This window comes from Nonomuraea sp. CX421, assembly GCF_059358955.1.
Map to the genome: position 1 here is coordinate 77,506 of NZ_JCADBK010000001.1, position 21,067 is coordinate 98,572.

The window sequence follows — 21,067 nt, forward strand, 5'->3', positions numbered from 1 at the left end:
GAGCCAGCACTCGGCCTTCGACCGTAGCGTCTGTATTGACCGAGATCGATGTCAGGGCAAGGATGTTCCCCACGAAGGTGGAGTTTGTCCCCAGCGTCGCGGAGCTGCCTACCTGCCAGTAGACATTGCACGCCTGAGCGCCGCCGATCAGGTTGACATTGCTGGCTGATCCGGTGATGAGCGTGGAGGCGATCTGGAAGATGAAGACCGCGTTAGGGTCGCCCTGAGCGTCGAGTGTGAGCGTACCCGTCAGCCCGAGCTCAGAGGTGGACGCGTAAAGGCCTGGTGCGAGGGTCCGGCCGACGAGGTCGCCCGAAACGCTAGTGGCGGGGGTTCGCCCGGCGGCGTCGTCGTATGCAATGGTCAAGTCGGATTGGGCCTGAAGCGCGACAGCGTCGGCCCTGTGCTGCGCTCCGATCACTATGCCGGGAGGGAAGCCGGTCACCGCGGTACCTGGATTTACTCCCAGGTCTCCAGTGATGACACTGGAGCCGGTGTTGGTGACCGTGGTCCCAGCGAGGACCGCGAAACTGCCGACGGTTCCGAGATTCAACGGGGCTTCCTGAGCGATGCTCGGGCCGGACTGCACGACGATGAGTGCGCCAACCATGGGAAGGAGCATCAGGCCCAGCACCGGCCAGTTCGATCGGGGGAACCTCAGAAAAGTGCGCTTGAAGGACACTCTCATTGACGAATCATTCTCCTGATAAGAGTGGGCCAGACCCACCGCCTGTAACGTCAACAGAAGGCGAAGAACATCCCGCCGCTCGGACCACCAACTCATCGGACTTGCCCCTGCGGAACGATCGGTGGCTCCTGGCTGCTGAAAGCGCCATCCCGCCTCCGGCACGCTATCTGGAGACATCCTCATCAGCGGACACCAACCCTTAAAGCATCATCTAAAGTTGATCGATTTTGGTTTCAATACACGTTCAGGACACCTTTGGCTATTGCTGTGAATCGAGCAACTCTTGACGGTTGCGCCGATGCGCACCGGAGCGGCAGACGGCCAAGAACCCAAGGCCTAATACGCCGAGGTGCGGAGCCGGCGCTATGCGAGGCCGCAAGGCAAGTCCACTCGGCCAGGCGAATCATCACAATCTGGACGGTTGACATGCTTCGGCATCCAGATGAATGAAAGGCCATCTCAAAGAGAACGTGAGGCGGAAATCCAGCACGTCTCCGCTGACTGAAATCTGGGGAACATTTACATTCCCTAGCACCGGTAAGAACCATTCCCAGATTTCTGCGATGCTATATCTGAAAGGTGCTCGCACGTCGTGTTGTGGCGCATTACATGGCGTCGGCTGCTCATGTCACCCTCGGCTCCGCGCTCTCCCCCGCCACCGACCATCGAGTACTCGGAGGTTCTCTTTGCACGGTCACCTTCGGTGCCACACATCCGCTCGTGTGGCCGGCCGGTCGAAAAAGGCGATCGTGTGGACGGTGCTGACGGTCATGCCGCTCGCAGCCGCCTGCGGCACGGACATGCCACAGCGGATCGCATCACCGCCGGAGCAACTGATCAGGCCGGTGTCGGTGTCATCAGCGCATATCGCGCGATTGCCACGCGCTACAACCTTCACGAAGCTGCGCGGAGCGCCAAAGGACTCCCACCCGCTCGATCCCGGCACTGGGCTCGTGACACATCCCACGGAGCCACAGGTCGTCTACGCCCGTCCTGGTGGGCCTCCGGTGGCGGTGCTGTCCAACACTGAACTGGGAAACCCGACGTGGGTTCCGGTGGTGCAGACGCAGCCGGGGTGGATGCGAGTTCTCTTGCCAAGCCGACCGAACAAGTCGACCGGATGGATTTACAGCGACAACGGAAAGCTGCAGAACGCCTACAGCCCTTACCGAGTGGAAATCAAGCTGTCCGCTCGCAAGCTCACCCTGTTCGAAGCCGGCCATCGACCCCGGTCATGGACAGTGGCCGTGGGCGCCGCAGCGACACCCACGCCGACCGGCCGCACGTTTCTGCTCGCCTCTCTGTCTCCCCCCGACCCGGCTTTCACCCCGCTCATGCTTCCGCTGGGCTTGCACTCGACCACCCTTGACCGCTTCAACGGCGGAGCCGGCACGATCGCTCTGCACGGTTGGCCGGACAAGAGCGTGTTCGGTCAGGACGTTAGCCACGGTTGTGTACGGGTCCCCGCGGCGGCGCTGCGCGTTCTGTCTCGCATCCCTTTGGGCAGCCTCGTCATCATCACCCATTGACCAATGGCGCGCCGAACGGACGGGTCGCCGCCCCCTCAATCGGGAGGGGCGGTCAGCGTGAGCAGCACCGGCCCGGTCGGCTCGGTCACCAGCTCGGTGACCGTGAGCCTGTCGAGCGAGGCGTAGAAGGCCTCCTGCGCCTGGCGCAGCGCGCCGCGCAGGCGGCAGGCCGCCCGCAACGGGCACGGCATCAGCGCGTCCTCGCACCCCACCACCTCGTGCTCGCCCTCCAGGCGCCGTACGAGCGAGCCCACCGTGACACCGCGTCCCTCCGCGGTCAGCTGCAGCCCACCGCCGCGCCCCCGCCGGGCCTCCACCAGACCCAGCTCGCTCAACCGCGCCACCGCCTTGGCGGCATGTGTGTACGGCACCGCGAGCACGTCGGCGACCGCCCGCGTGGTCAGCAGCTCGTCGCCGCGCACCACGGCCAGGCGCATCACGATCCGCAGCGAGATGTCGGTGAAGGCGGTCAGGCGCATGCCCCCAAGGTAGGCGCTCGCACCACCATGCTCCTACCGGCCCGATGCTACGGTTGGCTCCGCAATACGCACCAAAGGGGACGCATGTTCGGCATTGTCCGCCCGTGTCGGCACGTCATGCGCGAGGGGCTCTACGCGGACTGGATGGGCCATCTGTGCGGGCTCTGCCTGGCGCTCCGCGACGAACACGGACAGCTGTCCCGCCTGGTCACCAACTACGACGGCCTGCTCGTGTCCGTCCTCACCGAGGCCCAGTCGCCCGCGTCCGCGCCACGCCGTCGGGCGGGCGCGTGCGCGCTGCGCGGCTTCAAGGGCGCCGACGTGATCGAGGCCGAGGGGGTACGGCTGGCGGCCTCGGTGTCGCTGCTCCTGGCGGCTGGAAAGATGCGCGACCACGTGGCGGACGGCGATGGCGTCTACGCTCGCCGCCCGGTGGCCGCCGGCGCCACCCGCCTGGCGCGCCGCTGGTCCTCGGCCGGCACCGTCACGGCCGGCACGCTGGGGTTCGATCCCGCTCCCCTGACCGAGGCGGCCCATCGCCAGGCCCTTCTGGAACGCGGCCCGGCCTCAGGGAGCGCCACGACGCCCGGGTTACCGGAGTTGACGAGGCCCACCGAGGACGCCGTGGCCGCCGCGTTCGCGCACACCGCGGTGCTCACCGGAAAGCCGCACAACCTGGAGGCCCTGGAGGCGGCCGGGCGCGGGTTCGGGAGGCTGGCACACCTGATCGACGCGGTGGACGACCTGGCCGACGACCGTGCGTCCGGGGCGTACAACCCGCTGGCCGCCACCGGCACCGACCTGAACGAAGCGCGCCGCCACTGCGACGCCGCGCACGCCGATCTGCGCGCCGCCGTGGCCGAGCTGGACCTGCCGCGTCCCGGACTGACGCGGGCCCTGCTGGTACGGGAGACCGGCAGGGCCGTCTCCCGGACCTTCGCCACCGCCGGAACGCACGGCCCCGGCCACGCCCCCGGATCCGATCCCGAAGCACCGCCGGGTGGTCGGCCACCGAAGCGGGACCCCGGCGGGCTGCTGTCACTGGCGTGCGCCGCGCTGACCTGCTGCACCTGCGGCCTGTATCGGCCCGCCTGGGACGACGATCACGAGAGCTCGTTCTGCCGGCGTTGCGACTGCTCCGGCTACGACTGCTGTTGCGACTGCGGCAACTGCTGCTCGTGCTGCTCGGGCGAGGACGGCTGCGCCTGCGGTTGCGATTGCGGCTGATCATCGGGGGGCAGGTCAGTCCCGGCTGCCGCCCAGGCACGCTCAGTGAACGGACGGCTCAGGTCTCCGAGGCGCCGGTGCGTCCCGAACCGCCTTGGCCCATGTCCGGCCCGCGTCGTGGTCCGCGAGGGCTCGGGCCGTCGGCGTGCCGGCGTCCGGCGGGTAGTTCGAGACGCGGCCCTCGTAGAGGACGGTCCCGCCGTGCCTTCCGGGGCCGGGCCCCAAATCGATCAGCCAGTCGGCGTGGCGTACGACGTCCAGGTCGTGCTCGATCACCACCACGGTGTGGCCCTGCTCGACCAGCGCGTCCAGCACGTGGAGCAGGGTGTCGATGTCGTTGGTATGCAGGCCCGTCGTGGGCTCGTCGAGCAGGTAGGCGGTGGGCTGTTCGGTGTCGCGCAACTCTTTGGCGATCTTGACGCGCTGGCACTCCCCTCCCGAGAGCGTGGTGAGCGACTGGCCCAGCCGGAGATAGCCGAGCCCGACCTCTGACAGGTGCCCGAGGGCCTTGGTGATGTGCTTGTCGGGCAACCGGTCCCTGGCCTGGTCGACGGAGAGGGCCTCGACGTCGGCGATGGACAGCCCGTCGACGGTGTGGGCGAGCACCTCGGGAACGAAGCGCCGCCCCTGGCAGACCTCGCAGACGGATTCCTGACCGTCCATGAAGGCCAGGTCGGTGTAGACGATCCCGAGGCCGTCGCATTCGGGGCAGGCCCCTGCCGAATTGGCGCTGAACAGCGCGGCGGGAACACCGTTGTACCGGGCGAACAGCTTGCGGATGGCCGGCGCGATGCCGGTGTAGGTGACGGGCGTGGACCGGCGGTTGGTGCTGACCGGCCGCTGGTCGATGACGGTGACCTCGTGCTGCTCGACCAGTTCGGCGGCGAGGCTGGACTTGCCGGAGCCCGCGACGCCGGTGAGGGCGGTCATCACACCGACGGGAATGCCGGTGGTGACATGCCGCAGGTTGTTGCGCGTCGCGTCGCTGATCGTAAGCGTCGCCTTGGCCGTACGCGGAGTGCGTCCGGCGGGCCGGGGCTGGGAGAGCGCGCGACCGGTGTGCGTGTCGGCGTGCCGGAGCTCCTCGAAGGTGCCCTGGAAGACGAGCCGGCCTCCGTCGGCCCCGGCGCCGGGACCGAGTTCGATGATCTGGTCGGCGACCGCCATCACAGCGGGGTCATGCTCGACGACGAGCACGCTGTTGCCGCTGTCACGCAGTCGCCCGAGCAGTCTCGTCACGGACTCGACGTCGGTGGGATGCAGCCCGACCGTGGGCTCGTCGAACACGTAGATCATCTCAGTGAGGCTGGAGCCGAGATGCTTCACAATCTTGACGCGCTGGGACTCACCGCCCGACAGTGTCGTGGTCGCACGCGACAGGGTGAGGTAGCCCAGCCCGATGGCGTCCATGGCGTCCAGCCTGGAGATCAGTGCGGTCACCACGGGGGCGACGTGCGGCGCGTCGATGCCCCGGATGAGTTCGGCGAGTTCGGCGACCTCCAGGTGGGACAGCTCGCCGATCGTGTGTCCCAGAACGGTGGCGGAGCGGGACCGCTCGTTGAGCCGATCCCCACCGCAGTCCGGGCAGACCTCGGACCGGGTGAACCGGCGGATCGTCTCCTGCTTGCGCTCGGACGTATTGTCCGAGGTGTGCAGGTAGATCCGCTCGAACCGCTCGACGACCCCTTCGTAGTCCTTGGGCGGCCGGTGCCCCAACCCGGCCGCCGCCTCGCCGCCGTAGAGCAGCGCGTTCCGCTCGGCCTGGCTCCACTCCCGCAGCGGCGTGTCCGGGCTGAAAGACCCGATGTCGGCGTACTTGGAGTACCAGTAGCCCCCGTCACCGAAACCGGGCAGCCGAATCGCGCCCTGGTGAAGTGACTTGTCCAGGTCGAGGAAGCGGTCGACGGCGGAGGCGACGATCTCGCCGAGTCCCGAACACCTCGGGCACATCCCGGCCGGGTCGTTGAACGAGAAGTGGTTCGACTCGCCCACATGGGGCTCGCTGAGTCGCGAGTACAGCAGCCGCAGGTAGGTCCAGGTGTCGGTGATCGTGCCGAGTGTGGAGCGCGCGTTGCCGCCGATGCGCCGCTGGTCGATCATCACCACCGGCGAGAGCCCGCTGATGTGCTCCACGTCGGGACGGGTCCACTTCGGCAGCCGGTTCCGGGTGAACGGCGGAAAGGTGTCGTTGAGCTGGTAACCGGCCTCCGCCGCGATCGTGTCGAAGACCAGCGACGACTTGCCCGCCCCTGACAGGCCGGCGAAGACGACGAGGTGGTCGCGTGGGATCTCCACGTCCACCCGGCGGAGGTTGTTCGTACGGGCGCCCTTGATGGAGATGTTGCGCATGCCCCGACGGTAGGACCAGATGTGGTCGGATCCTGACCGCAATTGCGCGCATGATGGAGGCATGGCCGATGTGACCGGACGCATGCTGGCCCTGCTGTCGACCCTGCAGACGGGCCGGCCGTTCAGCGGGGAAGAGCTGGCCTCCCGGCTGGCGGTGAGCCCGCGCACCGTCCGCCGTGACGTCGAACGACTCCGGGGCTACGGCTATCCCGTCGAGACCCAACCGGGGCCCGGCGGCTACTACCGGCTCGTGGCAGGCCGGACGATGCCTCCACTCGTCCTCGACGACGACGAGGCGATCGCGGCGCTGCTCGGTCTCGCCACTCTCGCCTCCGCGAGCTCGGACGAGGACGGGACTCTCGACGACGCCGCCACCCGCGCCTACGGGAAACTCGACCAGTTCCTCCCGGCGCGGCTACGTCCACGAGCGACCGCGTTGCGCGCCAGCCTGGAGACCGGCCGGCAACACGCGCCCAGCGTGAGCCCGGAGGTCCTGGCCGGCCTGGCCGAGGCGATCAGCGGTCAGGAGGTCGTGTCGTTCGACTACACGGACCAGCACAGGAGGTCGAGCCGGCGACGGGTGGAGCCGCACCGGCAGGTCCACCTGCATCTGCGCTGGTACCTCCTGGGCTGGGACCTGGACAGATCCGACTGGCGGGTGTTCCGTCTCGACCGCCTCACCGACCTCGTACGCACCGGCCTGCGTCACCCCGCCCGCAGGTTGCCGGCCGACACGGCCCTGTCCTACCTCCGACAGGGCCTGAACGCCGAGCGTCGTCGCGTCCAGTTCGCCGTACGAGCGCAACCGCACGAGGTCGCCGACGCGTTGAAGTACCAGGACGCGCAGATCCAGCGCGTCGACGACCAGGAGACCCTCGTCACCGTCTGGCTCGACTCCTGGGAATGGCTCATCCTCCACCTCGCCTTCCTGGACGCCGACTTCTCCATCATCGAGCCCTCGGATTTCCGCGACGCCTGTGCCGCCTTCGCCCGCCGCCTGCTCGCCGCCGGCGAATGACCGGCTTGACCTTGACGTAGCGTCAACGTGTCCAATGAGGGGCATGAGGATCGGCGAGCTTGCCGCGCTGGTCGGGGTGTCCACCCGGACCGTGCGCCACTACCACCACCTGCGACTTCTCCCCGAGCCCGAACGCCTGGCCAACGGCTACCGGGAGTACCGGTTGCGGGACGCGGTGGCTCTCGCCCGTGTGCGCCGGCTGGCCGAGCTGGGTCTGTCGCTGGACGAGATCCGCGACGCACTGGCCGACGACCAGGGCCGGGAGCTGCGGGACATGCTCCTGGAGCTGGACGCCGACCTGGCCCGGCAGCAGGAGGCGATCGGCGTCAAACGGAACCGGCTGGCCGCATTGCTGGCGGAGGCGGACCTGCATCCCGACTCGACGGTGTCGCCCGACATGGCGGCGGTGCTGCGCGATCTCACCGCCGAGGGCTCGAAGTCCGCAGCGATCGACCGAGAGCTGCTGGCTCTGCTGGACACCGTCGCCGACCCGGCCGACCGGGCCGAGTTCGTCGAGCTGTTCCGCCCGCTCACCGAGCCCGACGCGGTCGCGCGGGGACACGCCCTCTACGCCCGGTTGGACGAACTCGCCGACGCCGACCCCGGCGACCCCCGCGTCACCACGCTCGCCGCCGATCTCGCCGCCTACCTGCCGGACGAGATGGCGGCTGCGATGATCGCGAGCCTGCCCCCGCCCGGCACCGGCTCGGACACGGTCGGCGGGCAGTGGCTGGGGATGATGTACGCCGAGGTGTCCGCCGCCCAGATCGAGGTGTTCCGGCTGCTCGTGATCATGCTGAAGGAGCGGGGATGCTGAGGGTCGCGCGCGCCGCGCTGTTCGCCATGGTCCCCATGGAGCTGCTGCTCGTGGTCCTGCTCGTGTCCGGCGTGTCACTGCCTCTCCCGCTGATCGCGCTGGCCGAGGCGGCCGTCGTCGCGGTGCTCATCCTGGAGGCCGCGACCTTGTACCGACTGTTCGGAGCGGAGCGCCGGGCCGGCGCGAAACGGCGAACGGCGCTGCGGACGGCCTATCGCCGGTTGGTCCCCGAACAGGTGCGGCGGATCGTGGGATTCGACCTGAAGGGCCTGGTCAGCCTCGCCCTGTGGGTCGCGCGACGCCGCGACGGCGTGCCCGATGGAGCCACTGCCGTCTCCTACTCCCGCGCGCAGACCTCCACGATGACGATCTTCCTGGGCGCGATGGTCGTGGAGCTGGTGGGCGCGGAGATCCTGCTGCGGGCGTTCGGCGCGCCGATCGGCCTGCGTACCGTGATCCTGGTGGTCGACGCCTACACGGTCCTCATCGTGCTCGCGGTCATCGCGGCCTGCGTCACCCGGCCCCACGTCGTCTCCGCCGACGAGGTCCGCATCCGCTACGGCGCGTTCTTCGACCTGCGCGTCCCGCGCGAGCGGATCGCCCAAGTGCGACACGTCCACAATTTCAACGAGAACGGCACGGTCAAGGTGGAGGACGACCGGCTGGCCGTGGCGGTGGCCTCCCAGACCAACCTGATCATCGAACTGACCGAACCGATCATCGCCGTCCGCCCCCTCGGCCGCCGCGCCGAGGCCCGCGTCATCCGCTTCTTCGCCGACGACCCCAGAACCGCCGTCCACGCGCTACGCCCCCGCCCTGAACCCGTGCCTCGAGAATCACCAGGGCCAACGCCCCCTGATCTACTGATCTGAATTCGTATATACAAGGCGGTGGCATGACGAAGACTCTGATCGATCTCGATGACGAAGCCTTGGCCGAAGCCGCAAAGCTGCTCGGCACCTGGTCCAAGAAAGACACCGTGAACACCGCTATACGAGAGATCGTCGATCGACGCAGGCGGGCAGCGGCTGTGGCTCGCATGCGTGCGATGGTCTCCGAAGGAGAGATCGACTTCTCAGCCATCGACAAGGGTGACGGCGCGCAGCAGGCCGTTGCGTGACAGAGCCCTACCTCATCGACACCAGCGCTTTGGTCCGCTTCTACCATGGTCAGGTCGGCGCGGAATGGGACCAGACAGTCTGCGCCGGACTCGTCGGCATCTGTGAGCCGGTCAGGCAGGAGTACCTCCGGGCTGTCGGCGGCCGACCGGCCTTCTACGAGGCCGGCAACCTCCTTCAGGAGACCTTCCCGTACTACGGGATCCCTGATTTCGCTTGGCACGAGACGAGCACGTTGCAGCGCGAATTGGCCGACAAGGGGTGACACCAGTGCGCTTCACCGGTCGATCTCCTCATGGCGGTTACGGCTCGGCATCACAAGCTCACCGTGCTGCATGCCGACGCCGATTTCGAGACCATCTCCCGCCTGACCGGACAGCCGGCGCGCTGGATCAGCTAGAACACCTCGGCTTCAGCCCAAACTCCCGATCTGAAACAGGCGGCCCACGTGAACGCGTTCGAGCAACTCAACCTTCAGCCAAGTCCAGAGGCATGGGACCCTGCCTGGATAGCGCGCGGTGAGCTTCGCGGTCAGCGGTTCGAGTTACCCCCCGAAATATCGAGCGTGACCTTCGACCGGGCACGGCTGGTGGACGTGGACTTCTCCGGAAGTCGGTTCGCCGAGTTCAGCGCTCACGGCGGCGAGTTCGAGGGATGCGACTTCACCGACGTCGTCTTCGAGCGCCTGTCGATGGCCACGACCTGCGGGCGAGGCACCTGGGACGGTGTCAACTGGCCACAGTCGGTCTTTCGCGATTGCGTGTTCCGGCGCACCCGCTTCGCACCCTCCACGTTCTTCGGCAACGTCCGCTTCGAGAGGTGCACCTTCGACCGGTCTCGGCTGAGAGACCAGACGAACACCTTCGAAGCAGAGTTCGTCGACTGCGTCTTCCTCGGTCGCGTACGGAACATCAATTTCTGGGGCCGCCCGACCGACAACCAGCCCGCGCTGGGCAGGGACCGCAATGACTTCACCGGAAACGACTTCATCGGCGCAGAGCTGGACCACGTCGCTTTCCATCACATCGACCTGCAAGCCCAATGCTGGCCCGGACTGCCCGGCTACGCGCTCCTCGACCGGATCAGCGTGCGCGTGGCCGCCGTACTGCCCTTGGTGGAACAGTGGCCGGATACACGCCTTCGGAAGGAGGCCCGCTTCAGTCTGGAGTTCCTCGCGGACACAGCCTTCACGCGGAACGACGACCAGGCGTTGGTGAGTCCCTTGGACATGGGCCGCAAAGTGCCGCCCGCGCTCCGCGAGGAGTTGTTCGAGGCGTTCAGACGCACATCCAGCGATACAGCTCCTGATTGAGCCGCACCGCCTCGCGGGCCAGATCCCGTAAGGCCGTGATGCGGTCGACCTCGAACTCGTCGAGTAGTTCCTCCTCGGCATATTCACGCAACCGCACGTCGTCCACGGCGGCGAGCGCGGCAACGGTCTCGGGCGCTGCCCGGTCCACGCCCGCTGACTCGCCGTCGTCCACGACGGTCTCGCTGTCCCCGAACTCGCTGAGATCGCGTCCGCTAAGCTCCGCGACCAGCGTGTCGAGCTCGTCGAGCCACCCCTTGCAATCGACGTACGGCAGATTGATGCCCTCCGGCCCACCATCCAGGGCCAGCCGGGCGGACTGGTCGGAGTCCGCGGTGAAATAGTCGACGAGAACGCCCATGGCCGACCACTCTACCGATCAAAGACACAGGGAACGCAGCGGATATCTTCGGCTTCTGGCGCCGTAACCACCCCAGGGTTTCATCACTTCCTGGCGGGATCTCCTCAACTGCCGCCGGTCGCTGAACGACCGACAGGGCACACCGTTTCAGATGCTCCGAAGACGGACGAACTTGTTGACCATGGCCGAAACCGTACCCGATGTCGGCGCAGCGGGCGGCCTCCGGTGTCAAGCTCTGCCACCACGCCAGCCATTCAGCCCGACGCGGCGAGCCATCCGCTGCCTCGTCGGCCTTGGCCGGCACCGGGCAGCGTCCTACTGGCAGGTTTTCGTCTCGGGCGAGCAGTGCTTGACCTCGGGGTAGCGGGTCGACGGCTTGTTCAGCAGGGGTTGGGCTTTCTTGCGCAGGTGCAGGTCGAAGAAGGCCGCGACGTACCTGCGGGTGATGTCCATGGCGCGGACACCGGGAATGTCGGCGCCGACGTCGATGCCCAGCTGGTCGACCAGCACACCCAGGTCGGTGAAGGAGGTGTGCTCCGCCCCGGTCACCAGGAGCCAGCGCTTCCAGCCGTTCATCTGCTTCCAGTCGCGCTCCCAGGTGGCGGCCGCCTCTCCCTTCCCCGGGGTGTAGGTGGCCGACTTGCCCAAGAACAGGAACGGCCGCGCCAGTCCGCCGTCCGGGATCCGGACCTCCGTGGTGCCGTCCATGTTGATGCCGGCGCATATCCGGGAGTCCTTGAGCATGGCCGCGATGGTGCTCGCTCCTCCGACGGAGTGGCCGGCCATGGCGATCCTGGAGGTGTCGATCAGGCGAGCGCCCTTCCACTTCGACTGCGACCCGGTCACCTGGTCGAGCACGAAGGAGACGTCGGCCGCCCGACTGTTCGCCAGCTTCTCCCACCATGCCGGATTCTTGTCCAGCTCACAGGTGACGCAGGTGGTCACCCGTCCGTCGGGGAAGGTGGTGGCGACATTCTCGTAGGTGTGGTCGATCGCGACCACCACATAGCCTCGGCTGGCCAGATCCTCGGCCAGTGCGGTGAGTTCGGTCCGGGGCTTGCTGTGGCCGGGGGAGAGCACGACGAGGGGTAGACCGTGCTTACGACCTGCCGGCTTGGCGTCGGTGAAGGCGTTGGTCCGCGTCTTGCTCAGCGTGTCGGCCGGCACGCTGGTGATCTTCCCGCTCTTCAGGAGGAGCTCGGATTCCTTGGGTGTCATGTACGGGGCCCGCTTACGGCCCGGCGACCTGGCCGGGTACCACAGGGAGGCCATGAGCTCCCGGGCTTTCACCGAAGGGACCCAGGGGTCGGGGCGGGAGGTGTCTTTCAGGTACAGCGACGTGGTGCCGACCGGATGCGAACCGGTCGGCTTGGGCAGGTAGGTTGTTCTGCTCATCGTCGTCGAAAGGCCGGCCGAGGCAGGCGCGGACTGCGCGGACGCGGCCGACGTGATCGACGTGGTCGCCACGAAGGCGAGCACCCCTGCGGCGACCCCACCGCCGCGCAGGATCCGGGAGATGCCCTGCTTGGTGGCGGACGCCCCTCCCCTGGCGGCGTGCGCCGGGGCACCCGCGCCGCCGTACCGCCTGCCTGTGTCCACCGGCTCTGTCACATGCCCCATGAACGTGTCCGTCCTTCCGATCGAAAGGGCCGCTCAGGCGGGAAGTCCCGCAGCGGCCCGATGGCAGGGACGAGGCTAGACGTGGCTGATGTCCATGCGCGTCGGCCGTCGTACCCATATCGGATACCTCCAGAGAACGACCCGCCTGCGGTGTCATCCCTGCGATGTACTCCCAGCGGACACCGCCGTGGGTCACTGAAGCCGATGTGCGGCGGACCACGTGAGCGCGACAATGTGCCGATGGCAACAGACGAACGACGGTTTTGGCGGCAGTACGTGCGGGACATATTGCGTCCGGAACCGCGAACCGTCCGTCCGTCTCACAGGGCTCTCGCCGCCGACGCACTGCTCGCGATCTTCCTGACCGTCATCGCGTTGATGGCCGCGGCAGGACTCCAAGGCCCGGTTCATCGCGTCGACGTGCGGTCACACCCTCTGACCGAATGGCTGCAACTGCCGTCTCCCCCGGTGGTCCCGTCTCCCCCCGTGGTCCCGTCTCCTCCGGAGCTACCGGGCGTGAGCATCGGCGCCCAGCCGTCCGCCCCTGCGCGGATCGACCCGCCGCATGGCGCCGTCTCCGAGGATCCGCCCTGGCTCCTGGTGGCGCTGACCGCCTTGCCGCTGGCGGCCCGGCGCCGGTATCCGCTCACCACCTTCTGGGTGGTGGTGTCCGCGGCGCTGGCCGCGAACGGCGGTCAGACGTGGATCACCGTGCTGACCTGCGCGATCGCCGGCTACAGCGCCATCGCCCACAGCCGCAACCGAGTGCCTGCGGCGGCCGGCCTCCTGCTCGCGGCCGTGCTGGCCGGTGCCCTGGACCGGGACATCGCATCCAGCCTCCCCAGTCTTCCCAGTTGGCTGGGGCCTTACGTCGTCCTGCTGAGCGCCGGGGTCTGCGCGAGCATCGTCCGCTTCCTGCGGCGGAGCCGGGATCGGCTCACCGAACTTCAGCAGGCCCAGGAGGACGCCATGCGGCAGGCAGTCGAGGCCGAGCGTTCCCGGATCGCCGCCGAACTCCATGATGTGGTGACCCACAATGTGAGTGTGATGGTGATCCAGGCGGGCGCGGCGCGCAAAGTGATGGACGTCGAGCCGGAGCTGTCCAAGCAGGCACTACTCGCGATCGAAAGCAGCGGTCGAGCCGCCATGGCCGAACTGCGCAACGTCATGGGCCTGCTCGCAGGACAGGAAGACGGGCACGTGGACAGCCGGAGCGATGGCCTCGAACCGCAACCCGGACTCGACCAACTCGGCGGCCTCGTCGAGCGGGTACGCGCAGCGGGGGTGCCGGTGGACGTCGCGCTCTCGCCGCCGAGCCCCCTGCCCGACGGGGTCGGCCTCACCGTCTACCGCGTCGTGCAGGAGGCGTTGACCAACACGATGAAGCACGCGGTCGGCGCGGCGGCGTCCATCGCGATCGGCCACAGCGGCAACTGGCTGGAGATCGAGGTCACCGACACCGGCGGCGTGCCGGGCCCCCAGTCGCGGGCCGGCAACGGCCGCGGGCTGATCGGGCTCCGTGAACGGCTGGCCGTCTACGGCGGAATCCTGGTCGCCGGCCCCAGGACCGAGGGCGGGTATCAGGTCACGGCCCGCCTTCCGTGGACCGCCGCATGAGCGGGCCGCTGCGCGCGGTGATCGCCGACGACCAGGCGCTGGTCCGCACCGGGTTTCGGATGATCCTCTCCGCCGACGGCATCGAGGTCGCGGCGGAGGCGGCCGACGGTGCCGAAGCGGTCGCCGCCGTACGGAGCACCAGGCCGGACGTCGTGCTCATGGACATCCGGATGCCGCGGATGGACGGCATCGAAGCCACCCGCCAGATCATGAGCGGTGGAGCGAACGAGACCCGCGTCGTCATCCTGACCACGTACGATCTCGACCACTACGTCTACGCCGCCCTCACCGCCGGCGCCAGCGGCTTCCTGCTCAAAGACGTCAGCCCCGAGCACCTGGTGGCCGCGGTACGTCTGGTGCGCTCCGGCGACGCCCTGCTCGCACCGACCATCACGCGCCGCCTCATCGAGCGGTTCGCATCCCGAGACGAGGCGAAGGCCGATCTCCACCGCGATCTGTCCGAACTGACGCCACGCGAACTGGAAGTACTACGCCTGCTCGCCACCGGCCTGAGCAACGCCGAACTCGCCGACCGGCTGACGCTCAGCGCGACGACCGTGAAAACCCACGTCGCCCGCATCCTGTCCAAACTCGGCCTCCGCGACCGTGTCCAAGCCGTCGTGCTGGCCTACGAAACCGGACTGATCTCCCCAGGCGGCCCATCGGGCACCAGCTGACCGGGGCGGGCTCGGTCCTTACGCCGAGCCCGCCGCTCCGACTCCACGCCGTCAGCGCTGCTGTGTCAGCACTCCCGGCCGGTAGGGCAGGAGGCCATAGTCGCCGCCGGAGCTGGGGTTACGTCCCTGGTAGAGCAACTGCAGATTGCAGGGATCAACGGTCATGGTCTGATCGGGATCGCTGCGAACCAGTTCGCCGTGGCTGATGTCGTTGGTCCAGGTGGCGCCACTGTTGGCCTTGCCGGCGAAGGGATTGCTCTCGGTCGCGGCCTGCGGTGTCCACGAACCGTTCAGACTGGTGGCCGTGAAGGAGCGGAAGTAACGCCCCTGCGAGCCGATCGCCTCGACGAGCATGAGGTATCGGCTCTGGCCTTGGAGCTTGTAGACCTGAACTCCTTCGAACAGATTGTTCGTCGTGTCACTCATGATCACCGTCGAGGTCGTGCCAAAACTGCCCGGGAAATTCCCGATGGGCATACTGGCCCGGTAGATCTTGCCGTTGTCCCCGGCGAAGAACAGATACATGTTCGTGCTGTCACCGATGAGTGTCTGGTCGATGGGTCCTGTTCCGGAGCCGGAGATGCTTCCGGAGAAGAGCACCTGCTGCGACGACCAGCCATTCGGATTGGTGGGGTCGCTCGACGTCCTGTAGGAGAAAGCGGTCCCACCCCACTGGTAGGCGAGCACCCAGATGTTCCTCGGTGCGAAATAGAGGAGCGTAGGCGCGACAGTGGCGGAGGACATCGTGTTCTGGCTGGCCGAGGCCATGTCGGACCAGTTGGTGAAGAGGCCGAAGTTCATCGAACCCCACGTAGTTCCGGTGTCGTGCGTCGTCGCATAGACGAGATGCCTGCCGTTGTAGGGGACGACGGTGAAGTCCTTGAGCGAGACCCACCCCGACTTCGGGTTCGCCAGCGGGCCCGTTGATGTCCAGCGGTACGTCGACGGAAGAGCGCACGTGCCGGTCGGTGTCGGCGTCGGGTCGGGGGTTCCCGGGGTGCCGTTCCAGGTCCATTTCTGGTTGTTGCCGCCGTAGCAGGCATAGAGCTGGATCAGGGTGCCGTTGGCGGTTCCGGTGCCGACGGCGTCCAGGCACAGGCCGGACTGCACGCCGGTGATGCTGCCGTCGGTGTTGATGCGCCATTTCTGGTTGTCGCCGCCCCAGCAGGTGTAGATCTGAGCCTTGACGCCGTTGGCGGTGCCGGCGGCGTCCAGGCACTTGTTGCCGTAGACCCTGAACTCACCGGCGGCGGTATAGGTCCACTGCTGGTTGGGATTGGTGTGGCAGTCCCAAAGGTTCACCTGGGTGCCGTCGGTGGTGCTGGAGCCGGGCACGTCCACGCAACGTCCGGAGGCCACACCCTTGATCTGTCCGGTGCCGCCGCCCGAGGTCGGCGTGGGGGTGGGCGTCGGGGTGGGATCCGGGTTCGGGTCCGCGGCATTGAGGGCGTTGAGGACCGACGTGTAGGCGGCCTTCTTGTTGCCGTTGCCGTCGAAGAGCAGGGGGCTGGTGTTCGCGCCCAGCCAGGAGTCACTGTCGCGGACGCCCCACACGGTGATGCCCGTGCAGCGGGGGACGGCCAGGCAGTCGTTGGTCACGTTGGCGTAGGTGGTCGCCGAGCCGCCCTGGATGTCCAGCTCGGTGATCTGTACGTCGACGCCGAGGGCGGCGAAGCTCTGGATGGTGGTGCGGTAGTTGCTGTTGTAGGGGCTGTTGCTGTTGAAGTGTGACTGCAGGCCGACGCAGTCGATCGGCACGCCGCGCGCCTTGAAGTCGCGGACCATGTTGTAGACGCCCTGGGTCTTGGCCCAGGTCCAGTTGTCGATGTTGTAGTCGTTGTAGCAGAGCTTCGCGGCCGGGTCGGCGGCTCGTGCGGTGCGGAAGGCGACCTCGATCCAGTCATTGCCGGTGCGCTGCAGGTTGGAGTCGCGCCGGCCGCCGGAGGGGCCGTCGGCGAAGGCCTCGTTGACCACATCCCAGGCGTAGATCTTGCCCTTGTAGTGGGCCATCACGCCGTTGATGTGGTCGATCATCGCCTGGCGCAGCGTCGCACCGGACAGGGACTGCATCCAGCCCGGCTGCTGGTTGTGCCAGGCGAGGGTATGCCCGCGGACCCGCTTGCCGTTCTGCACGGCCCAGTTGTAGACGCGGTCGCCGTTGGTGAAGTTGAACTGACCTCGGTTGGGTTCGGTGGCGTCGATCTTCATCTCGTTCTCGGCCGTCACCATGTCGAACTCGCGGTTCGCGATCGTGGTGTACGCCGAGTCGCCGAGCTTGCCTCCGGCGATCGCGGTGCCGAAGTATCGTCCGCTCTGCTGGGCCGCCGCGCCGAGCGTGCTCGCCGCGGCACTGGCGGAGGCGGCACCGGCAGAGATCGGGCCGGTCACCGTCGTGATCGTGCCGAGTACGAGGGTGCCGACAGCGCCGGCGATCAGGGCCCGGCGGAGGCCGCTGAAGGGCCGCCTGGTTCCGGGCGGGGGTATGGCATTCGTGCCCATGACTGAGCCTCCATTTTTGATCATGGAAAGCAGGGAAACGCGGGGGACATCCCATGGACCGACGCCACGTCCCTCACCGGGGACGCACACCACCGGGCGTCGCGGACGGCGATCCCTGCCGCGCACCACCGACTGACAGGAGACCGTCTCGGTGCCTCAGTGTGGAAACCATCACGAAATGTGTCAAGCTTCTCCGGAAAGTTTCGGTTCACCTGCCCAACACATAGGCGACGGACATGCTCCGACGTCCGCCTGATCCTCCTGAAAGTTGCGGCGCCGTCACTCGAGCCACGACATCATCGATGAAACGTTCATCACGAACAACCTTCACCGGCCAGGTGCGGCCCCCTTGGAACGCCAGATAGACCGGCGCGCCTCTCACTCCTCCCGGCCCGGCACTTGCGGGGCCCTTGACAGCCCCCTCCGCCTGAGATTTGCTCCTCTCCGCCACCACAACCCGCTCGACAGAGACGAGAGCGCGATCGAAAGGCGGAATGTTAGCGTTAACAACAGAAAGGGACTCGCCGGAAGGCGCGACCCTCCATCCGTGAATCCCGGAGAGACACCCCATCCGCGGGTTCACCCTCACGGTCGCCGATCTCTTGGCAGGCGGCGAGGTCACCTCACCCGACGGCGGTCCCCTCAAGCTCGACCATTCGGTCGGGGATCGCCAGCCGGGTCACCCCGAGCATCGTGGCGGACGGCGCCACCCCGGCGGCGCCCAACCGCCGCCAGCGGTGGCGGGCTTGCCGGTCTCCTTGACGATGCGCACGGCGCCCGCCCGGAACTCCCGATCAAACGTCCGCTTGGTGCTTCCCACGCGCCAACCTCATCTCGGGTCGGTCTCTACGCTACGAGGGGAGCGCATTTCGGACCCGCTGTCGTTTCCGTCCAAGACGGCCGCCGCGGCCGCGATCTAGCGTGGACCCAGCAGTTCGCCCGAACATGAGGAGACAGCACAATGCGTGACCTGGTCTACACCGGTTTCATGTCGCTGGACGGCGTCGTGGACTCGCCCGGCGGCGGGCCTGGGGAGGAGCACCGCAGCGGCGGGTGGGTGGTCAAGGACCTCGATTTCGTCCCGGAAGCCTGGTCGCTGAAGGGCGAGGAACTCACCGACACGACGGCGCTGATGTTCGGCCGCCGCAGCTACGAGGCGTTCGCTCCGGTCTGGCCCGGTTCGGAGGACCACGCCGACTACAAGGAGCTGCCCAAGTACGTGGTGTCGACCACGCTGTCTGACGACGCCCTCGTCGACGGGTGGGGGCCGACGACGATCCTGCGCTCGACCGAGGACGTCGCCGCGCTCAAGGAGGGCGAGGGCGGCGCGATCTTCATCCACGGGAGCGCGGAGCTGGCCCGGCGGCTGTCGGATGCGGGCCTGATCGACCAGTCACAACCTGCTCGTCTTCCCCGTGCTGCTCGGTGCCGGGAAGAGCCTGTTCGGCCGGGCTGACCGAGACAAGCACCTGCTGACGCTGCGGGAGTCGGAGAGCTACTCGAACGGGATCCTGAAGCTGGTCTACGACGTCAAGCGCTGACCCAGGTCGAGGGCGATCGCGCCGCCGGCGCCCTCGCGCAGCTGCCTGACGGTGCGTCCGATGTAGGAGCGCAGTGCTCGGGCCAGGTGCGGCTCGTCGAAGTAGTCGAGCTTGGCAACGACGTCGGCGGCCGGGTCGCCGGCAGCCAGCAGTGCCGCCGCCGTGCGGGCCCGCTCGATCTGCCGGACCACGCCTCGCGTCAGTCCGGTCGTGGCGCGGAACCGGCGTTCGACCGTGCGCCCCGAGACGGCCGGGCGGTGACCCCGCAGCACGTCGGCGACGAGCAGGTCACGGACCACGATCCCGGCTCGGACGAGACTGTCGACCAGGGCCTCGGCGTCGTCGGGGCCGGGCGTCTCCCAGCGCGCGCCGTCCAGCCGGAACGTCCGGCGCGTGGCGTCGGGGAGCTCGATGCCGCCGCCGACCAGCGCCGGCGTGGGCACGGCCCGCAACGAGGTGCCCACGGCGAAGTCGATGCCGGTAAAGGTCGCGACCTCCGGCACCGGCGCCGTGCCGGTCCGGGTCTCGGGACCGGTGATGCCCGCGTACGTCCGGCCGGCCTGCTCCCAGAACACCAGGCCCCAACACACTCCCGCGACGGACGTCATCGCAGCGACCTGCTCGCTCGTGCATGTCCACACGGTGTCGACCCACGGCGAGTCGGACCGACGCGTCTCGAACCGGAGTCCCACGGCCGAAGAATACGCCGCTTCGCGTTTTCACGAGCAGGTCCCCTTTCCGGCAACCGGAATGGGCGGCCGCCATCCGACTACTGTTGCTCCGCATGACCCACACCGAGATCGAGAGATCACCGCGGAGTCGGTGCGGGCTTTCTGGAGCAGCCGATGCGGCGGATGGACGCCGCCTGATCGGCTGCTACGCCGGCGTCGCGCGCCCGGCGACGTGACCCCGGCGACGTGACCCCGGCGACGTGACCCCGGCGACGTGACCTCGTGGCTGGGTCACGGTCATGACGAGGCCGGCGCTGCCGCGCCGGACGTCAGAGCCGCCTCTACGATGCGGATCGCCTCGCCCGTGTCGATGCCGACGCTGGCGATCACGGCCGCGTAGTCGGCGGCGGCCCGGCGGGCCCGCTCCCGCCCCTCCTCGCCGGCGGCCGCCACGAACGAGCCAGCCCGCCCGCGCGTCTCGATCAGCCCCGCCTCCTCCAGCTCCCGGTAGGCCCGGCCCACCGTGTTGACGGCCAGGCCGAGGTCGGCCGCGAAGTGGCGGATGGTCGGCAACCGGGCACCCACGGCCAGCGTGCGGTCCTGGATCTGCCGAGCGAGCTGGGCCCGCAGTTGCTCGAACGGCGGCACCGGCGAGGCCGCGTCGATGACGATCATCGGACGCTCATGGCCCGCCGGGCCATCGTCGCGCTCGACGGCATCCTGGCCTGGAGCACGACGCACGCGACCAGGCCGAGGATCAGATAGACGACCGAAGCGGCGCTCAACCAGCCGGGCGCGGTGCCGAACAGCAGCACCATGGGCAGCGTCCACTGCACGCTCGGCAAGGTGAACTCGCGGGCGTCCTCGACGCGCATGATGACGTCTGCGGTCAGCGACTCCTCGTCCTGCGCCACGACCGGGCGCCTGAGCAGGTGGCGCAGCTGCATGGCGAGGATGGCCGTCACGCCGAGCAGGCCGATCAGCAGGACGACGGCCAGCTGCCGCACGGTGGGGTCGGGAACGGCCAGGGCGCTCCCGGCCAGCGCCATCGCGCCGGCGGACGTGGCGACCGCGAAGACGGCGTACGGCCAGCCGAGCACGGCCCGCCAGCCGGGCTGGATCAGATGGGCGGCCCTGCGAGACAGCGTCGCGCCCGCCCGCTGGTCGACGCGTCGCACCCACCAGTCGAGCAGCCACTGTGCCAGCAGCAGCCCGGCCACCAGCGCGATCAGGGCCAGCAGCGGCAGCGGGCGATGCGGCTGGGAGCCGCCGAAGGCGGAAGTGGCGACGAGCGTGCTCGCGAGGATCAGCACGGTCAGGATGATCTGAGCGGCGAGACGGGCGCGTCTGCGGACCGCCAGCCGACCGGCCAGCAGCGGGGTCGGGCGGGCGCCGGCCAGGTCGTGCCGGGCCAGCCACTCGCCCGCCAGTCGCAGATCGGCCGCACGCGCCGGCGGGCCAGCGTCCGATAACGGTTCACGGGTCATAGCGCCTCCTTTGTCGCAAGCTTTGTATCAACATGGTGCGTCATATCTTGCGACAAAGTC

19 protein-coding genes and 2 pseudogenes are annotated in these 21,067 nt (G+C 68.2%); 11 read left to right on the top strand and 10 right to left on the bottom strand.

Annotated elements, in window-relative coordinates; all coding sequences use genetic code 11:
- Nucleotides 1-22: 22 nt before the first annotated feature.
- A pseudogene (locus AC5L3X_RS00410) lies at nt 23-871 on the bottom strand (ice-binding family protein); the annotation flags it as partial.
- A gap of 566 nt (nt 872-1,437) precedes the next feature.
- Here AC5L3X_RS00410 and AC5L3X_RS00415 point away from each other — a divergent pair.
- Complete coding sequence (locus AC5L3X_RS00415; protein WP_494854272.1) at nt 1,438-2,217, top strand: L,D-transpeptidase; 780 nt, start codon at nt 1,438-1,440, stop codon at nt 2,215-2,217.
- 35 nt (nt 2,218-2,252) lie between these two features.
- Here AC5L3X_RS00415 and AC5L3X_RS00420 read toward each other — a convergent pair whose 3' ends face one another.
- Nucleotides 2,253-2,696, bottom strand: coding sequence for an RrF2 family transcriptional regulator (locus AC5L3X_RS00420; protein ID WP_494854273.1), 444 nt, complete (start codon nt 2,694-2,696; stop codon nt 2,253-2,255).
- A gap of 84 nt (nt 2,697-2,780) precedes the next feature.
- Here AC5L3X_RS00420 and AC5L3X_RS00425 point away from each other — a divergent pair, with 84 nt between their 5' ends.
- Complete coding sequence (locus tag AC5L3X_RS00425) at nt 2,781-3,923, top strand: DUF5685 family protein (protein WP_494854275.1); 1,143 nt, start codon at nt 2,781-2,783, stop codon at nt 3,921-3,923.
- A gap of 42 nt (nt 3,924-3,965) precedes the next feature.
- Here the strand turns inward: AC5L3X_RS00425 and AC5L3X_RS00430 are convergent, their stop codons facing one another.
- A complete protein-coding gene (locus AC5L3X_RS00430; RefSeq protein WP_494854276.1) occupies nt 3,966-6,272 on the bottom strand; it encodes an ATP-binding cassette domain-containing protein in 2,307 nt (768 codons plus the stop codon).
- A gap of 61 nt (nt 6,273-6,333) precedes the next feature.
- Here AC5L3X_RS00430 and AC5L3X_RS00435 point away from each other — a divergent pair, with 61 nt between their 5' ends.
- The 6 genes from AC5L3X_RS00435 (at nt 6,334) to AC5L3X_RS00460 (ending at nt 10,537) form a co-directional block, all read left to right on the top strand.
- On the top strand, nt 6,334-7,290 hold the full coding sequence (locus tag AC5L3X_RS00435; protein ID WP_494854277.1) for a helix-turn-helix transcriptional regulator: 957 nt from the start codon (nt 6,334-6,336) through the stop codon (nt 7,288-7,290).
- A 43-nt stretch (nt 7,291-7,333) separates the two neighbouring features.
- The gene (locus tag AC5L3X_RS00440) at nt 7,334-8,107 is read left to right on the top strand and encodes a MerR family transcriptional regulator (RefSeq protein WP_494854279.1); all 774 of its coding nucleotides are present in this window, start codon (nt 7,334-7,336) and stop codon (nt 8,105-8,107) included.
- Complete coding sequence (locus AC5L3X_RS00445; protein ID WP_494854281.1) at nt 8,101-8,979, top strand: hypothetical protein; 879 nt, start codon at nt 8,101-8,103, stop codon at nt 8,977-8,979. Before AC5L3X_RS00440 ends, AC5L3X_RS00445 begins: the two co-directional genes overlap by 7 nt.
- 23 nt (nt 8,980-9,002) lie before the next feature.
- Nucleotides 9,003-9,227, top strand: coding sequence for a type II toxin-antitoxin system VapB family antitoxin (locus AC5L3X_RS00450; protein ID WP_189121913.1), 225 nt, complete (start codon nt 9,003-9,005; stop codon nt 9,225-9,227).
- Nucleotides 9,224-9,490, top strand: coding sequence for a PIN domain-containing protein (locus AC5L3X_RS00455; protein ID WP_494854283.1), 267 nt, complete (start codon nt 9,224-9,226; stop codon nt 9,488-9,490). The genes AC5L3X_RS00450 and AC5L3X_RS00455 overlap by 4 nt, the downstream gene beginning before the upstream one ends.
- A gap of 183 nt (nt 9,491-9,673) precedes the next feature.
- Nucleotides 9,674-10,537, top strand: coding sequence for a pentapeptide repeat-containing protein (locus AC5L3X_RS00460; protein WP_494854284.1), 864 nt, complete (start codon nt 9,674-9,676; stop codon nt 10,535-10,537).
- On the opposite strand, the gene AC5L3X_RS00465 is transcribed toward AC5L3X_RS00460, so the two are convergent.
- Together AC5L3X_RS00465 and AC5L3X_RS00470 are read right to left on the bottom strand one after the other, a co-directional pair.
- On the bottom strand, nt 10,503-10,895 hold the full coding sequence (locus AC5L3X_RS00465; protein WP_494854285.1) for a hypothetical protein: 393 nt from the start codon (nt 10,893-10,895) through the stop codon (nt 10,503-10,505). The two genes, AC5L3X_RS00460 and AC5L3X_RS00465, sit on opposite strands and share 35 nt — an antisense overlap.
- Before the next feature lie 315 nt (nt 10,896-11,210).
- Nucleotides 11,211-12,515, bottom strand: coding sequence for an alpha/beta hydrolase family protein (locus AC5L3X_RS00470; RefSeq protein ID WP_494854286.1), 1,305 nt, complete (start codon nt 12,513-12,515; stop codon nt 11,211-11,213).
- Between the two features lie 516 nt (nt 12,516-13,031).
- Here AC5L3X_RS00470 and AC5L3X_RS00475 point away from each other — a divergent pair.
- Both AC5L3X_RS00475 and AC5L3X_RS00480 read left to right on the top strand, forming a co-directional pair.
- On the top strand, nt 13,032-14,132 hold the full coding sequence (locus tag AC5L3X_RS00475; RefSeq protein WP_494854288.1) for a sensor histidine kinase: 1,101 nt from the start codon (nt 13,032-13,034) through the stop codon (nt 14,130-14,132).
- Nucleotides 14,129-14,809, top strand: a complete 681-nt coding sequence (locus AC5L3X_RS00480; protein ID WP_494854289.1) for a response regulator — start codon at nt 14,129-14,131, stop codon at nt 14,807-14,809. The genes AC5L3X_RS00475 and AC5L3X_RS00480 overlap by 4 nt, the downstream gene beginning before the upstream one ends.
- 51 nt (nt 14,810-14,860) lie before the next feature.
- Here AC5L3X_RS00480 and AC5L3X_RS00485 read toward each other — a convergent pair whose 3' ends face one another.
- Both AC5L3X_RS00485 and AC5L3X_RS00490 read right to left on the bottom strand, forming a co-directional pair.
- Nucleotides 14,861-17,197, bottom strand: a complete 2,337-nt coding sequence (locus tag AC5L3X_RS00485) for a non-reducing end alpha-L-arabinofuranosidase family hydrolase (RefSeq protein ID WP_494854290.1) — start codon at nt 17,195-17,197, stop codon at nt 14,861-14,863.
- Between the two features lie 734 nt (nt 17,198-17,931).
- Nucleotides 17,932-18,036, bottom strand: a pseudogene (locus AC5L3X_RS00490) (RidA family protein); the annotation flags it as partial.
- A gap of 233 nt (nt 18,037-18,269) precedes the next feature.
- Between AC5L3X_RS00490 and AC5L3X_RS00495 the strand changes: the two are divergent.
- Nucleotides 18,270-18,764 carry a dihydrofolate reductase family protein gene (locus AC5L3X_RS00495; protein ID WP_494854291.1) on the top strand — a complete coding sequence of 165 codons (495 nt, stop codon included), beginning with the start codon at nt 18,270-18,272 and terminating at the stop codon, nt 18,762-18,764.
- 66 nt (nt 18,765-18,830) lie between these two features.
- Here the strand turns inward: AC5L3X_RS00495 and AC5L3X_RS00500 are convergent, their stop codons facing one another.
- The 3 genes from AC5L3X_RS00500 to AC5L3X_RS00510 form a co-directional block, all read right to left on the bottom strand.
- A complete protein-coding gene (locus AC5L3X_RS00500; RefSeq protein WP_494854293.1) occupies nt 18,831-19,541 on the bottom strand; it encodes a helix-turn-helix domain-containing protein in 711 nt (236 codons plus the stop codon).
- A 276-nt stretch (nt 19,542-19,817) separates the two neighbouring features.
- Nucleotides 19,818-20,195 carry a GntR family transcriptional regulator gene (locus AC5L3X_RS00505; RefSeq protein WP_494854295.1) on the bottom strand — a complete coding sequence of 126 codons (378 nt, stop codon included), beginning with the start codon at nt 20,193-20,195 and terminating at the stop codon, nt 19,818-19,820.
- Complete coding sequence (locus AC5L3X_RS00510) at nt 20,192-21,007, bottom strand: hypothetical protein (protein WP_494854297.1); 816 nt, start codon at nt 21,005-21,007, stop codon at nt 20,192-20,194. Before AC5L3X_RS00510 ends, AC5L3X_RS00505 begins: the two co-directional genes overlap by 4 nt.
- Nucleotides 21,008-21,067 lie beyond the last annotated feature (60 nt).

Coding starts and splice junctions, on each gene's coding strand:
- AC5L3X_RS00420 (WP_494854273.1), bottom strand. CDS start 2,696: ATGCGCCTGACCGCCTTCACCGACATCTCGCTGCGGATCGTGATGCGC.
- AC5L3X_RS00425 (WP_494854275.1), top strand. CDS start 2,781: ATGTTCGGCATTGTCCGCCCGTGTCGGCACGTCATGCGCGAGGGGCTC.
- AC5L3X_RS00430 (WP_494854276.1), bottom strand. CDS start 6,272: ATGCGCAACATCTCCATCAAGGGCGCCCGTACGAACAACCTCCGCCGG.
- AC5L3X_RS00435 (WP_494854277.1), top strand. CDS start 6,334: ATGGCCGATGTGACCGGACGCATGCTGGCCCTGCTGTCGACCCTGCAG.
- AC5L3X_RS00440 (WP_494854279.1), top strand. CDS start 7,334: ATGAGGATCGGCGAGCTTGCCGCGCTGGTCGGGGTGTCCACCCGGACC.
- AC5L3X_RS00445 (WP_494854281.1), top strand. CDS start 8,101: ATGCTGAGGGTCGCGCGCGCCGCGCTGTTCGCCATGGTCCCCATGGAG.
- AC5L3X_RS00450 (WP_189121913.1), top strand. CDS start 9,003: ATGACGAAGACTCTGATCGATCTCGATGACGAAGCCTTGGCCGAAGCC.
- AC5L3X_RS00465 (WP_494854285.1), bottom strand. CDS start 10,895: ATGGGCGTTCTCGTCGACTATTTCACCGCGGACTCCGACCAGTCCGCC.
- AC5L3X_RS00470 (WP_494854286.1), bottom strand. CDS start 12,515: ATGGGGCATGTGACAGAGCCGGTGGACACAGGCAGGCGGTACGGCGGC.
- AC5L3X_RS00480 (WP_494854289.1), top strand. CDS start 14,129: ATGAGCGGGCCGCTGCGCGCGGTGATCGCCGACGACCAGGCGCTGGTC.
- AC5L3X_RS00495 (WP_494854291.1), top strand. CDS start 18,270: ATGCGTGACCTGGTCTACACCGGTTTCATGTCGCTGGACGGCGTCGTG.
- AC5L3X_RS00505 (WP_494854295.1), bottom strand. CDS start 20,195: ATGATCGTCATCGACGCGGCCTCGCCGGTGCCGCCGTTCGAGCAACTG.
- AC5L3X_RS00510 (WP_494854297.1), bottom strand. CDS start 21,007: ATGACCCGTGAACCGTTATCGGACGCTGGCCCGCCGGCGCGTGCGGCC.